The 15,024-nt window shown below is 38.0% G+C and carries 12 protein-coding genes; 9 read left to right on the plus strand and 3 right to left on the minus strand.

Annotated elements, in window-relative coordinates:
- Positions 1–354 precede the first annotated feature (354 nt).
- The 3 genes from EMTOL_RS05370 (at position 355) to EMTOL_RS05380 (ending at position 3,479) form a co-directional block, all read left to right on the plus strand.
- Entirely contained in the window at positions 355–2,769 is a 2,415-nt protein-coding gene (locus EMTOL_RS05370; protein ID WP_015028259.1) for an alpha-ketoacid dehydrogenase subunit alpha/beta, read from the plus strand.
- 115 nt (positions 2,770–2,884) lie between these two features.
- Entirely contained in the window at positions 2,885–3,103 is a 219-nt protein-coding gene (locus EMTOL_RS05375) for a cyclic nucleotide-binding domain-containing protein (protein WP_041693426.1), read from the plus strand.
- Between the two features lie 73 nt (positions 3,104–3,176).
- Positions 3,177–3,479, plus strand: coding sequence for a Crp/Fnr family transcriptional regulator (locus EMTOL_RS05380; protein ID WP_052315345.1), 303 nt, complete (start codon positions 3,177–3,179; stop codon positions 3,477–3,479).
- Between the two features lie 503 nt (positions 3,480–3,982).
- On the opposite strand, the gene EMTOL_RS05385 is transcribed toward EMTOL_RS05380, so the two are convergent.
- The gene (locus EMTOL_RS05385) at positions 3,983–4,768 is read right to left on the minus strand and encodes a LuxR C-terminal-related transcriptional regulator (RefSeq protein ID WP_015028260.1); all 786 of its coding nucleotides are present in this window, start codon (positions 4,766–4,768) and stop codon (positions 3,983–3,985) included.
- A 176-nt stretch (positions 4,769–4,944) separates the two neighbouring features.
- Here EMTOL_RS05385 and EMTOL_RS05390 point away from each other — a divergent pair, with 176 nt between their 5' ends.
- The 4 genes from EMTOL_RS05390 (at position 4,945) to EMTOL_RS05405 (ending at position 10,068) form a co-directional block, all read left to right on the plus strand.
- The gene (locus EMTOL_RS05390; protein WP_015028261.1) at positions 4,945–6,594 is read left to right on the plus strand and encodes an ArnT family glycosyltransferase; all 1,650 of its coding nucleotides are present in this window, start codon (positions 4,945–4,947) and stop codon (positions 6,592–6,594) included.
- 74 nt (positions 6,595–6,668) lie between these two features.
- On the plus strand, positions 6,669–7,472 hold the full coding sequence (locus EMTOL_RS05395) for a type III pantothenate kinase (RefSeq protein ID WP_015028262.1): 804 nt from the start codon (positions 6,669–6,671) through the stop codon (positions 7,470–7,472).
- A gap of 59 nt (positions 7,473–7,531) precedes the next feature.
- Positions 7,532–8,383: a carboxylating nicotinate-nucleotide diphosphorylase gene (nadC, locus tag EMTOL_RS05400; RefSeq protein ID WP_015028263.1), complete on the plus strand. Its 852-nt coding sequence runs from the start codon at positions 7,532–7,534 to the stop codon at positions 8,381–8,383.
- Between the two features lie 134 nt (positions 8,384–8,517).
- Positions 8,518–10,068, plus strand: a complete 1,551-nt coding sequence (locus EMTOL_RS05405) for a serine hydrolase domain-containing protein (RefSeq protein WP_015028264.1) — start codon at positions 8,518–8,520, stop codon at positions 10,066–10,068.
- A gap of 45 nt (positions 10,069–10,113) precedes the next feature.
- Here the strand turns inward: EMTOL_RS05405 and EMTOL_RS05410 are convergent, their stop codons facing one another.
- On the minus strand, positions 10,114–11,697 hold the full coding sequence (locus tag EMTOL_RS05410) for a S8 family peptidase (RefSeq protein WP_015028265.1): 1,584 nt from the start codon (positions 11,695–11,697) through the stop codon (positions 10,114–10,116).
- 71 nt (positions 11,698–11,768) lie between these two features.
- Complete coding sequence (locus EMTOL_RS05415; protein ID WP_015028266.1) at positions 11,769–12,902, minus strand: trans-sulfuration enzyme family protein; 1,134 nt, start codon at positions 12,900–12,902, stop codon at positions 11,769–11,771.
- 102 nt (positions 12,903–13,004) lie between these two features.
- Between EMTOL_RS05415 and argB the strand changes: the two genes are divergently transcribed.
- On the plus strand, positions 13,005–13,787 hold the full coding sequence (argB, locus tag EMTOL_RS05420; RefSeq protein ID WP_015028267.1) for an acetylglutamate kinase: 783 nt from the start codon (positions 13,005–13,007) through the stop codon (positions 13,785–13,787).
- Positions 13,788–13,899: 112 nt separating this feature from the next.
- Complete coding sequence (locus EMTOL_RS05425) at positions 13,900–14,979, plus strand: M20 family metallo-hydrolase (RefSeq protein ID WP_015028268.1); 1,080 nt, start codon at positions 13,900–13,902, stop codon at positions 14,977–14,979.
- The last annotated feature ends 45 nt before the right edge of the window (positions 14,980–15,024 follow it).

Here is a 15,024-nt window from a genome sequence, read left to right on the forward strand (position 1 = left end):
TACTTCTTCCATCAGTTTAAACTGATGGCAATATACGGGATGACTCATTTTACACCACTCATTCAAATTCAATAAAATATTACTCATTGATAATGAGAATTTAGAAGAATTTATTGAAACTATCAGTAACAAGCAGCAGTTTGTGGGTATTATTCTACTGTATTTACTTTATTATTTCTTGTTGTCTTTCAACTCTCCTTAGGCTTACTTCGCTTTATTTTGAATTTTGAAATATTTTTTTCTAATTTTACATGGAAAATAGTTGTTATGCTAACTATTTTCTTTTTTAAGAATACAGACCCATATTTTTGGTTCTATAGCCAGTAGTGAGCCATTCACTCTATTTTTCATTTTATGACAAACCTACTTGCCTCAGTTGCCTCTACCGATGTTCTTTTAACGAAAGAAGAAGTACTCAATGATTATAGAATAGCTTGTGAAAGCCGTGAAGTAAGTTACATTGGCCGACAGGACGTTTTCAGGGGTAGAGCCAAATTTGGTGTCTTTGGAGATGGAAAAGAATTGGCTCAAATTGCTATGTCGAAAGTTTTTCGTATGGGTGATTTCCGCTCGGGATATTACCGTGACCAAACATTTTTGGCCGCTGTTGGTGGGCTTACTTGGCAACAGTTTTTTGCTCAATTATACGCACACACTGATACTGCCCACGACCCATTTACAGGTGGCCGCTCAATGAACGCCCACTACGGCAATAAATTATTGGATGAAAAAGGCGAATGGCTAGACCAAACCCAGATGTATAATACCATTTGCGATGTTTCGTCAACGGCGGGCCAAATGCCACGTGCGATTGGATTGGCCTATGCTTCAAAATTGTTTAGAGAGAATCCTGCTTTACACCAATTTACAAAATTTTCGAAAAAAGGAAATGAAGTATGTTTTACCACCATTGGTGATGCCTCTACTTCACAAGGTATGTTTTTCGAATCTATCAATGCGGCTGGTGTCTTGCAAATTCCCATCATATTTTCGGTTTGGGACGATGGCTATGGTATCTCTGTTCCGATAAAATATCAAACCACCAAATCGAGTATTTCGGAAGCTTTGGCGGGTTTCCAACGCAAAGAAAATTCTAATGGCATTGAAATAATTGTTGCTCGTGCATGGAATTATGTAGAGCTAATTGATGCCTACCAAAAAGCAGCCCTTTATGCCCGCGACCAACACGTGCCTGTACTCGTACACGTAGTTGAAGTAACTCAACCACAAGGACACTCTACATCTGGTTCGCATGAGCGTTACAAATCAAAAGAACGTTTAAAATTTGAACAAGAATTTGATTGTAATACACTTTTCAAAAAATGGATTTTGGAAAATGGATACGCCACAACAGAAGAAATCAGCGAAATAGAAGCCAATGCCAAAGATGTAGCAAAAAAATCACGCAATGCTGCTTGGAGTGCCTACCGTGACTCACTAAAGCCAGAGTATGACTCAGCCTTAGCGATACTCAAAAAAGCAACCACCGAAAGCAAAAATGCCAAGGCTATTTCGAACATAAGAGAGGGGCTCGAAAAAACTGAAAATGCAGCCAGACGCGATGTAATCGCTGCTGTAAAAAAAGCCATCAGAACCATGCGTTTTGAAGAGAATACGGCAAAAAAAGAACTAAGCAAATGGCTCAATGATGTAGCTCCCGAAAACTACAAACGTTTTAATTCTCATTTGCTGAGTGAGTTCCCATCTTCACCAATGTTTGTCAAATCAGTAGCACCTCAATATACTGAAGAAAGTCAATTTGTTGATGGTCGTGAAATTATCAATACCTATTTCGATAAATTATTAGAGCGAGACCCACGAGTATTTGCCATTGGAGAAGATGTTGGAAAAATCGGCGATGTAAATCAAGGTTTTGCGGGGCTTCAAGAAAAATACGGAGAAATTAGAGTTACCGATGCCGGGATTCGTGAAACAACCATTATTGGGCAAGGCATTGGAGCCGCGATGCGTGGCTTACGTCCGATTGTAGAGATTCAATACTTCGATTATATTTATTACGCCTTAGCAACCTTAACCGACGATTTAGCCTCGCTACGCTACCGTACGGTTGGACAACAGAAGGCACCACTCATAGTTCGTACACGTGGCCACCGTCTTGAAGGAATTTGGCACTCAGGTTCACCAATGTCAGCCATGTTAGGTTCTTTGCGTGGTATGCATGTGTTAGTGCCAAGAAATTTCGTACAAGCCGCAGGTTTTTATAATACAATTCTTAAAGGCGATGACCCCGCTCTTATTATTGAATGTTTGAATGGCTATCGAATAAAAGAAAAGTTACCGACTAACCTCGATGAAATTTGTCTGCCTTTAGGCGTTCCCGAAGTTTTAAAACAAGGTACTGACCTCACAATCGTTACATATGGTTCGATGTGCAGAATTGTCATGGAAGCAGCCCAGCAGTTAGAAGAGGTTGGAATTAATGTAGAAGTGATAGATGTACAATCGCTATTACCTTTTGATGTGCATCATTCAATTACTGAGTCTATCAAAAAAACCAATCGTGTCATCTTTGCCGACGAAGATGTTCCGGGGGGAGCATCAGCATTTATGATGCAAGAAGTGGTTGATAAACAGGGAGCCTATCGCTGGTTAGACTCTGCTCCTAAAGCAGTTTCGGCACAAGCCCATAGACCAGCGTATGCATCTGATGGTGATTATTTTTCAAAGCCAAATGCTGAAACCATCTTCGATGCTGCCTACGAAATCATGCACGAAGCCAAGCCAACATTATTCCCGAAACTATATTAAAAACCTTCCTTAGGTAGCTTAAAGAGCTAATGCGTTTGAAATTATAATTTTGAGCGTATTGGCTCTTTATCTTATTTTGCTTTTCTTTCAATTTATGATATAGTACCCAATAACCATGCTGAATCTAGAGCACCCAATGTTACTAGGCTTACAACAATATGCCCAATTTACACAAGAAAATCTCCAAACGGTTGCCCAATATTTTAAGCTTGAATCTTACGAAAAAGATACTATTATCTTAGATATAGGTCATGTAAACAATAAACTCTATTTTGTAGAAGAAGGGGTTTGTTTTACAAGAGTTTTCTTACCAAGAAGATGGTCTGCTTACTAATACACGCTGGCTTATACCAGAGGGTAGCTTTGCTTACTCAACTATAAGCTTTATCAATGAAGTTCCTACTCAAATGGGAATTAAAGCGATTGAGCGAGTAAAACTTTGGGCTATAACTAAGGAAAACATTCAAAATATCTACATGACAGTACCTCAAATGGAGCGAGTGAGTAGGCTCGTAATCGAACAGCACCTAATTACTTACGAAAAATTTCTATTATTGATTAGGTATTGTAGTTCTGAAGAAAAACTAACTTGGTTTGAGGAAACTTTTCCTACACTAACCAACCGCATACCTCAGAAATACATTGCCTCATACTTAAATATTCGCCCTGAAACTCTTAGTAGAGTGCGTTCTAAAAGAGCTGAGCGTTAAGCACTTAACAAGGCAACCTTTCATTTCTTGACTTATGTCAATTTTAATTTATCAAAACAATCCTCAAATTTGTAAGGACTATAAATCCATATCCTAATTACTAGCCATCGAGCCCTACTTGCTTGGTGGCTTTTTATTTTATTAACTATTTCTATTTCTCCTGTAAAACAAAAGACGCACACCTTACAGGAATGCGTCTCTCATCGTATATATATAGATAAATTGTTAAAAAGGCAAAGGGGGCATAAAATGTCCCCCGATGAACCCAAAACAACTTTTGCTGTGACTAAAAAAGTGAATTTCTTAGTTTAGTGTGCGATTTCTCTAAAATTTGTCGTTAAGACAATAGTCAGAATGACTAAACAACTATACGAAACTAACAAAATACTTATAATCAGTTGTTTACATAAAATATTATTCAAAAAAAAACTTAACTAATTCTCTTTTATTTAGTTTTAGAATAAAGCCTAATAACAATTTCCTAACTTATTGATATTCAAAAATTATAGAACACCAACCATTCTACATATTTGTATCAATGCAGTTGTATCTCTCGTACCCGTACGGGCAAGCATATTTCTACGATGATTATCTACTGTATTTGGGCTAATTTTCATTTCGGTTGCAATGTGTTTAGTATCTAAACCTTGTGCAATGTATTGAAGCACTTCTCGCTCTCGCTCCGAAACAATATCATGTTCTAATGTTCTTTTTTCTCCTGAATAGTAAACAAAAACTTTTTTTTCTTGCATACCAAATGAACCTCTAATACAATATTCATCTCCTTTTACCAAATGTGTTACATCTTGAATAGAAAGAATAACCACCGTTGGATATTTCTCTACATTAAATTCAACTGGAATTATATTGATATACCAACGCATGAGACGGTTCTCTTTATCACGCAGTTTCATTCCCCATGCACTGATGAATTGCCGAGTTTTATATACAAAATCTAAGTTTTTTTCAATATTCAATACCCAATTTATAATTGTGCTCATGAATAAATGATGCTCTTTCTCAAACATTGTCAGAAACTTCATAAGAATACCCTCTGAGAATTCTTCTTCACTGTAACCTGTGTACTTCAATATGTTTCCGCTTGCTTGAACTACCCTTAAGTGTCTGACATCTATTAAAAAAGAGAGATTCCCTTGTTGGTTATTCAACAAGTTGATAAGCCCTGACTTTTCAAGATACTTTTTATCATCTATCTTTACATCATCAGGATAAAATCGCTCTATGGTTTCGTAGAGTTTTCTTAAAATATTTTCTATTTCCCTATGCACTTTTTGAGAAATTTTTCTTCTTATAAAACTATTTTTTAATACAAATTACGATATTTTTTTTATTTTATCAAAATTTATGTTTTGCTTAAAAACCGATGAAAAATGGGCATTTAAAGACTTTTTTTTGATAAATTGGCCAGTCGTTTTAAAAATTTTTAAATTAACTAAGAAATATAATGCTTAAACAAACAACGAAACTACCGTACATCATCTTATTAGGATTAATATTTTATTTTCCATTTCTAGGGGGTGTCCATCTTTTCGATTGGGATGAAATAAACTTTGCCGAGTCGGCCCGAGAAATGATTCTTACCGGTAATTATAGTCGTGTACAAATTGATTTTAAGCCTTTCTGGGAAAAACCTCCACTTTTCTTTTGGATGCAGACCATTGCTATGCATATTTTCGGAGTGAATGAGTTTGCAGCACGCTTCCCAAATGCCTGTATTGGAGTTATCACTCTAATTACATTGTTTATAATTGGGAAAAAACTTAAAGATAGCACCTTTGGTTTTATTTGGTCGCTGATGTATTTGGGTGCATTCACACCTCATTTGTACTTCAAATCTGGTATTATTGACCCAACATTTAACTTGTGTATCTTTTTAGGCATCTATTTCTTTTTTACAGCAAAAATTGAGCCAATTCAATATTTAAAAAGCATCATATTTTCTGGATTTTTCATTGGGCTTGCAATCTTGACTAAAGGACCCGTTGCTGGCCTCATTTGGGGTTTAACTATATTTTTCTATGGTCTCAATATAAGATTTAAAAATTATATCAAATGGAAAGAAATGGTAATTTTTGGAATAAGCTGCCTACTAATAACCTCTATTTGGTTCGCAAATGAGCTTTTCAACAATGGCCCTTGGTTTTTCAAAGAATTCATCACTTATCAGATAAGACTTTTCAGTACGCCTGATGCTGGTCATGGTCAGCCATTTTATTATCATTTCGTTGTAGTGCTGATTGGTTGTTTTCCAATTTCGATTTTTGCCATTCGTGCTTTTACATATAATCATGCAAAGATTGATAGTACTTTTAATGAACTAACAGCTTTTGTACCGTGGATGAAAACTACTTTTTGGGTAGTAATGATTCTTTTTAGTATCGTCACGACTAAGATTGTGCATTATTCTTCGATGGCTTATTTCCCGGTTTCGTTTTTAGCCGCCAAATTTATCTACGATTGGCTCAATGAGCGTGCCACTTGGAATAAATGGGTTAGTTTTGGCTTAATTAGCATTGGAGGTATTTTATCATTAATCTTGGCCGCAGTTCCACTAGTGGGCATGAATACCAGGGCCATTATTCCGTATATCAAAGACCCTTTTGCTGTAAAAAACCTCGAAGCGGTAGTAGAATGGCATACTTACGAAATATTTATTGGAATACTTTATTTTGCCGTAATTCTTTATGCAGTTTTGGTATTAAGACACAAACGAAAAGAAGTGTTTATTTATACACTCTCCTTATCTACGGCCATTTGTTTGTTTTTATTTGGAGCAATGGTGGTTCCAAAAATCGAGCGTTATACACAAGGAGCAGCCATTGATTTTTATGAGTCGAAACGTGGGCAAGAAGTTTACGTTCACGTATTAGGTTTTAAGAGTTACGCTCATTTATTTTATTTCCAGAAACCAGTTTCTGATGTTTCGGCAAAACTTGGAGAAAAATACGAAGATTGGCTATTGAATGGAAAAGTTGATAAACCTGTTTTCTTCGTAACGAAATTCGACCGATACGATGAATACCGAAATCACCCAAACCTTGAGCTTATCAAAGAGCAAAATGGATTTGTGTTTTTGAAGCGTAAAAACCTTTAATGTAAGCAATTTTCTGAAAAAGATTTGAAAGATTAAGAAGATTTAGCAAACTTTGGCATCAAAAAAACTCAACATTGACTCAAAACCCAGCACCCATTACGCAAAACCCATCCTTATTACTAGTCATTGACGTTGGTAATACAGATGCCACATTTGGCCTTTTCGATGGCGAAAAACTTTTGCATAATTTTAGAATTAAATCATTAAAAGACGAAAACTACGTGTATTTTGAATACCGTTTTCGTCAGTATTTTCTTGAAAACAACCTTCGTTTTTCTGATATTACGAAAGTGGTATTAAGTAGTGTAGTTCCACCGCTTACACCTGTTTTCAAGTCGTTGATTATTAATCTTTTTGGCATTGAGCCAATTGTTGTCAATGCTCATATCTTCCCTGCTTTATCGGTTTCTATTGATAACCCTGACGAAATCGGTAGTGATTTAGTGGCGAATGCAGTAGCGGCCTTTACCAAATACCAACGCAACTGCGTAGTAGTAGATTTCGGTACTGCTCTTACATTTACGATTGTATCGGCAGAAGGAAAAGTTTTGGGTGTATCAATTGCTCCGGGTTTACGCACAGCCGTAAAGGCCTTGTTTTCGAATACAGCCCAATTACCCGAAGTACCTTTGGAATTACCGAATTCGGTGCTTGGGAAGAACTCTGTTCACGCCATTCAAGCTGGAATTTTGTGGGGTTATGAGGGTTTGGTAAAAAATATGATTCATAAAATAAGAGCCGAACTCGGAGGCGACTGCATTGCCATCGCCACAGGTGGACTTTCTTCGATTATTTCGACTTTAAAAGAAGAGTTCGTAGAAGTTAACAGAGAATTAACTTTGGAAGGGTTAAGAATTATTGGGGAAGAATCACATTGAAAGAATAAAACACTTTTCAAAACATAAACGGTCGGCACCTTGGTACCGACCTTAGAAATATGAAATTAGATAAAAGAGCAATCAATAAATTTATTAAAGCCGCTCTTGCCGAAGACGTTGGCGATGGCGACCACACTTCTCTTTCAACGGTACCAACCGATGCCATTGGTAAAGCAAAACTATTGGTAAAAGATGAGGGTATTTTGGCAGGTGTTGAGTTAGCCAAGATGATTTTTAAGATTGTTGATAAAGACCTCAAAGTACAGGTTCTAATTAAAGATGGAAAACCTGTAAAATACGGTGATATTGCCTTTTATGTAGAGGGTCGTGACCGCTCGATTCTTACCGCCGAAAGATTGGTTTTAAACTGTATGCAACGCATGAGCGGAATAGCTACTACAACCAGCCAAGTGGTTAAACTACTCAAAGGAACAAAAACCAAGGTTTTGGATACCCGTAAAACCACGCCTTGTTTCAGAATGATTGAAAAATGGGGCGTGCAGATTGGCGGCGGAGTAAACCACCGCTTTGGCTTGTTTGACATGATTTTGATTAAAGATAACCACGTAGATTATGCCGGAGGCATAAAGAATGCCTTAAATGCGGCCCATCAATACTTAAAATCTACTGGAAAAGATTTACCAATCGAAATTGAAGTGCGAAACCTTACCGAACTCCAAGAGGCACTCGAAATAGGCGGCGTAGTACGAATTATGCTCGATAACTTTAGTTTTGAGAATATCAGAGAAGCTATCAAAATCGTAGATGGACGATTCCCATTGGAAGCTTCTGGCAATATTTCGCCAAAAAATGTAAAAGAATATGCCGATTGTGGCGTTGACTATGTTTCAATGGGCTATCTAACTCACTCAGCTAAAAGCCTTGATTTAAGCTTGAAAGCCGTAAAATAGTATTACGTTTTTCGGGAAGAGTTGTAATAATATTGTATGTTTGATATAGGATTCGTGCCACGACTTGATTTTGATAAATTAAGAGCGTGGCACGAAGTACTTAACTACAAAACTATTCAACCTTTCTCTAAAAAATGAAAACTTCTCGCCGTGATTTCATCAAAACCACAGGGCTTGGCTCTATTGGTTTGAGTATCTTACCTAATTTTTATTCTTTTGCCGAAACGCCCCAAAGTTTAGCCCGAAAGAGTCCTGAATCACAGGGTATATCTTCCGAAGGCATTCGAAACTTCTTAAAAGCTATCAAAGATTCTGGTCTTGAGTGGCACAGCTTTATGCTACTTCGACACGGAAACGTAGTAGCTGAAGGTTGGTGGAAACCATTTTCAGCTGCCAATAAACATACACTCTATTCGCTCTCAAAGAGTTTTACGAGTACAGCCATCGGTTTCCTTGTTACAGAAGGCAAGATTTCTGTAAATGACCAAGTCATTAAATTCTTTCCAGAAGAAACACCCGCATCGCCATCTGAAAACTTGAAAGCGATGAAAATCAAGCACTTACTTACGATGAATACCGGCCATCACACAGATTCGATGCCCGATATTCGGGCAAAGCCCGACCAAAGTTGGGTGAAGTCTTTTCTTGAAAAACCTGTGGAACACGAACCAAGCACTTTCTTTATGTACAATACAGGGGCAACCTACATGCTCGGTGCAATATTACATAAAGTAACTGGGCAAATCCTTGAAGAGTATCTTCAACCACGTTTGTTTGCTCCACTGAATATCAAAGGCTACGACTGGGAAAAATCGCCACAGGGCTTAAATACCGCAGGATATGGCTTACGAGTTAGTACGGAAGATATTGCTAAATTCGGACAGCTTTATTTGCAAAAAGGCAAATGGCAGGGCAAGCAATTATTACCCGAAAGTTGGATAAATGAAGCTACAAGCAAGCAAACTACTTCACAGGCGGGTGATAATGATTGGTCGCAGGGATATGGTTATCAATTTTGGCGTTGCAAGCCAGGTTTTTATCGTGGCGATGGTGCGTATGGACAATTTTGTATGGTAATGCCTGAGCAAGATGCAGTTTTGGTAATGACTTCTGAAAGTTGGAACCTACAAAAATCAATGGATACTGCTTATCAAACCATTTTGCCAGCAATTAAAAATACAACTTTACCAGAAAATCCTTCGGAGCTATCGGCTTTGAAAACAGAACTTGCGGAGTTATCACTTTCAGTACCAAAGGGTTCAACTAAATCTTCGTTGATGAGTAAATACAGCGATAAAATTTTTAATGTAGAAAAAAATGCGTTTGGTATCACCCAAATGGGTTTTGGCTTATTTGATGATGCAGGCGTTTTACGCTTGAATTTTGGTAAAGGAATGGAAAAAATTGGTTTCGGTTGGGAAAAGTGGAAAGTAAATCCTGCTAAACAGAAAAATCCATTTTCAGCCAATCCTATTGTGATTCCTTCACGAATTGCCAGCACCGCTACTTGGCTTAACGATAATACCTTACAAATAAACTTTAAGTTTGTTGACCAAATTCATGGCGATAAACTAACTGTAGTTTTTGATGAAAATAAAGTTTCAATAGCACTTTTGGGAAGTGTTGCCGAAAACACGAAGAACAATCCAGAGAAGAGAGAAAAGCTAATCGGAACTTTGGCTTGATATTATTTAGTAGAGACGTTGCGTGCAACGTCTCTACTGAAATTCTTATTTCATTTCCATAGCCATTTTCACGGCATTATAGGCATTTACAACTCCACCCGTGGCCGATAAGTCGTCAAACATCACTAATTCTTCGCTACCTGGCTTTTTCACTCTCATATCCGATAATTTTATTGAAGAATCTAAAATAATTTTCTTGATTTGAGCAGCCGTAAGATTAGGAAAATATGATTTCAATAAAGCTGCTACCCCAGTTGTAGCTGGAGCTGCCATACTTGTACCACTTTTCTCTTCGTATTTAGAACCCGGTACTGTTGAATAAATATCTACCCCCGGAGCAAAAACATCTACGCTTTTCTTACCAAAGTTACTGAAAGTTGCCACCGCATCGGCATCTGCTTTCCACGATAAAGCACCTACCGAAATCCAGTTTTCAGCAACACTCCCATTTTCGTAAGTATCGGTTGGATAATGTACATCAACATCGGTATCTAAATTATCATTTCCAGCGGCTGCTACTAATAAAACTCCCTTCGATTGAGCATATTTTACGGCATCATCAACCCATTTTTTTTCTGGAGAGTATTTCTTACCAAAACTCATATTGATAATTTCAGCACCATTATCAGCAGCATAGCGAATGGCATTGGCTACGTCTTTATCACGCTCATCGCCATCTGGCACTGTGCGAACAATCATCAATTGTACATCGTTGCACACGCCCATAATACCCAAATTGTTATTGCGATTTGCTCCAACAATACCCGCTACGTGCGTACCGTGCATGGCATCTGGCCCAGTAACTTCATTATTGCCATATTCGCCGTATTCGAGCTTTTTAGGATTATCGCCTATTACTTTGCGAGCATTAAAATCAAGGTTGTAGTTGTATTTCAACTCGCTCTCAAAATGTTCAACTGCTTCTTTAATATCAGCACCTGTTGCCCCTAATTCAATAAACTTTTCGAGTGTTTTTTTTGCCGCTCTTACCTTACGGTCGGCTTGGCTTTCATCAATACCTTTGATGGCCGCTTGAGTAAGGTTATCTACTTTCAAATATTCTTTTATTACTTTTTCCGATTCTACGTAGTTGTTGTATAGTTGTTTGTAGAAAGGAGCATATTGTTCGCTTTCAGCCTTTTTCTCATCAAATTCTTTCTGTAATGCTTGATACAACTCGTACTCCTCTTTGTTTTTACGGATAAGCTTTTTTGAAGGTTTATCACCGAATTTATCTTTCATTGCTTTCAACATACGAGTCATTTCGACTTGCTCATGGTGCACATCTGTACCATCTTTTCCTCCGATAAAATCCCAACCGTTTATATCATCCACAAATCCGTTTTTGTCATCATCTTTACCATTTCCAGCAATCTCTTTGCTGTTTACCCAAAGTTTATCTTTCAAATCTTCGTGGTTTACATCAGTACCGCCATCAATAATGGCTACTACAACTGGTTTAGATTTTTTATCTTTCAAAAGCTCATTGTAAGCACGCTCAACGCTCATTCCACGAATACCGTCTTTCTCAAAATCAAGGTTAAACCAGTTTAGTTTTGTTTTTAGTTCTTGGGCGTTTGTTTGAAGAAGAAACGAGGATATTAAAATCGAAAAAAGGATTTTTTTCATTAGTATTAGTTTTGTTTTGAGAAAAGTACTCTTTTAAAATTATTTGCGAATTAAACGAATAAGTTTGAGTTTTATGCGAGAGCCTGTTTGAAATCCGCAATCAAATCATCTATATTCTCAATGCCTACCGAAATACGCAAAAGGTTTTCGGGGCTAGTTGAATGAATACCTTCCACCGAAAAACGATGTTCGATTAAACTTTCAACTCCACCCAAACTCGTTGCGTGCTTAAATATCTTTAGTTTCGATGCCAATGCCATTGATTCTTTTTGTCCACCTTTCACTAAAATCGACATCATTCCGCCAAATCCACCAAGCATTTGCTTTTTAGCAACCTTATGATATTCATTTGATTTCAGTCCAGGGTAATTTACTTTTTCGATTTGCGGTTGAGCCTCCAAAAAAGCAGCCAATTTCAGGGCATTTTGGGCATGAATAGGCATTCTTATAGCATAAGTTGATAAACTTCTATTCAATAACCAACAATCAAAAGGTGAAGGTACTCCGCCCCCAACACTTTGGAAAGTACGAATTTTTGTGGCTAGTTCGCTTGAGGACGCATTAGGTGGTAGAATCACACAGCCCCCTAAAATATCAGAGTGACCACCAAAATATTTGGTGGTTGAGTGCATTACTACATCAACACCAAAATCGAATGGACGAGTAAAAAATGGGGTAGCCCAAGTATTATCGCATCCTACCATGATATTTTTCGACTTAGCGATTTTCACCACTGCTTGAATATCTGTGATTTTTAAACTCGGATTCGAGGGGGTTTCAATCCAAATCAATTTTGTATTTTTCTTGATTGCCTTTTTGATTGCTCCTAAATCTGTCATATCAACGGCCGTGCAAGTAAGTCCGAAATTGGCGTAAAGCCCCTCAATAATTACTCTGGTATTGTAGTAAATATCATCGGGTAAAATTACGTGACTCCCTGCTCCCAAAGTATGAAAAATACTCATTGTTGCTGCTTGTCCAGAAGCAAAAGCAATGGCCTCACTTCCACCCTCTAAGGCTGCTAATTTTTCTTCTAAAGCTCGTCGATTAGGGTTCGACGCTCGTGTATAAATATCACGCCCTTCTACGATGCTCCCATCTTCGGCACGCTCAAATGTAGTAGATAAAACCAACGGAGGCACAACTGCACCAGTAGTTGGGTCGCCATGATTTCCTGCATGAATCGCAAGAGTTTCGATTTTCATTTTGTAATTTTGTATTATTAAAGTTTACAAATATAGGTAAAAGCCTATATTTTTCAAGGAAGTCTTCGCTTGAAGCGAAGACTTCCTTAATAAAGAAATAAAATGAAACTTAACATTATCAAAATCGGAGGCAATGTCATAGATAATCCTCGCTCATGTAAGCAATTTTTAGAAGATTTTGCCGCACTCGAAGGCTCAAAAATCTTGATTCATGGTGGTGGAAAAGTAGCCACGAAAATTGCCGTCAAACTCGATGTAGAAACCAAAATGGTTGATGGTCGCAGAATTACAGACTTACCCATGCTTGAAGTAGTTACGATGGTTTATGGCGGCTTGGTCAACAAACAAATTGTTGCACAATTACAAGCTCTTGGTTGTAATGCTCTTGGCCTAACGGGTGCTGATGGTGGTGTAATTTTGGCAAAAAAACGCCCAGTTAAAGAGATTGATTACGGCTATGTGGGCGATATAGAAAAAGTGAATGCCCCTTTGATTGATAATTTCTTGCAGCATAATCTTACTCCGATTTTTGCTCCACTTACTTTCGATAAAGAAGGAAATATGCTCAATACCAATGCCGATACACAGGCATCTTCGGTGGCGGTTGCCATGGCCGAGCAGTATGAAGTAAATTTAATTTATTGTTTTGAGAAAAAAGGCGTACTTTCAGACCCTAACAATGATGACTCGGTGATTCCGCAGCTAACACCAAGTGTTTATGCCGATTACAAGGCATCAGGGGCTATCAATGCAGGCATGATTCCGAAACTTGACAATGCTTTTGCGGCCCTCAACCGTGGCGTTGCGAAGGTTACGATTTGTCATGCTGATGAACTAAAACAAGCGGTTGCTGAAGGAACTAGAGGAACACAGATAATTTTGTAAGTACACTGTTCACAGTCAACAATATAAATCATATTATTTGAGCAAATCAGAAGATTTTTCTATCATTCGCTCAGTCAAAACGGGCGGCGTTCCGCTTTAATCATTGAACTTTATGCTTCAAAATTCAGAATTAGTTGAAACACTTACCAAAGATGCCATTGAGCTTCTGAAAGATTTGATTCAAACCGAATCTTTCAGCAAACAAGAAGACGAAACGGCGGCAATTATCGAAGAGTTTTTCCGTGAAAGAAATATTCCGTATCGCCGTAAAAAAAATAATATTTGGGCTAAAAACAAGCATTTCGATGCTTCAAAACCAACCGTTTTATTAAACTCCCATCACGACACTGTAAAGCCAAATCCATCTTGGACTCTCAACCCATTAAACCCATTGGTAAAAGATGGCAAACTTTATGGTCTTGGAAGCAATGATGCTGGCGGTTGTTTGGTTTCGTTGATTGCTACTTTTTGCTATTTCTACTATCAGACAGACCTCAAATATAACGTTGTGATGGCTGCCACGGCCGAAGAAGAAATTTCTGGACGTGAGGGGCTTGAAATGGTTGTACCTGAATTACCCGAAATCGAGTTTGCCATTGTGGGCGAACCTACGCAAATGCACTTAGCCGTTGCCGAAAAAGGTCTTTTAGTTTTAGATTGTATTGCTCACGGAAAATCAGGACACGCTGCCCGTGATGAAGGCGAAAATGCTCTCTATAAAGCAGTAAAAGATATTGCGTGGTTTCAGAATTATAAATTCCCAAAAGTTTCCGAAAACTTAGGACCAATCAAAATGAGCGTGACGATGATTAGTGCGGGTTCTCAGCACAATGTTGTGCCTGATACCTGCAAATTCACCGTTGATATTCGTGTAACAGAGCAATATACTTTGGAAGAAATTACGGAAGTAGTGAAGAAAAACATCGAAAGTGAAGTTGTGCCTCGCTCAATTCGTTTGCGTCCGTCGAGTATTCCGAAGGAACATCCGATTGTGCAAGCAGGAATCAGCATGGGTCGTAATACTTATGGTTCGCCTACCACCTCTGACCAAGCCTTGCTCGATTGTCCTTCATTAAAAATGGGTCCAGGCGATTCAGCTCGCTCACATACAGCCGATGAATTTATCTATCTTGATGAAATTGAAGAAGGTATAAAACTGTATATTACCATGCTTGGCAAGGTAATTCTCTAAAAAATTGTATCGCACTAATGGTGCCACACCTGTTTTCTGCGATAA

Source organism: Emticicia oligotrophica DSM 17448, assembly GCF_000263195.1.
Lineage (GTDB): Bacteria > Bacteroidota > Bacteroidia > Cytophagales > Spirosomataceae > Emticicia > Emticicia oligotrophica.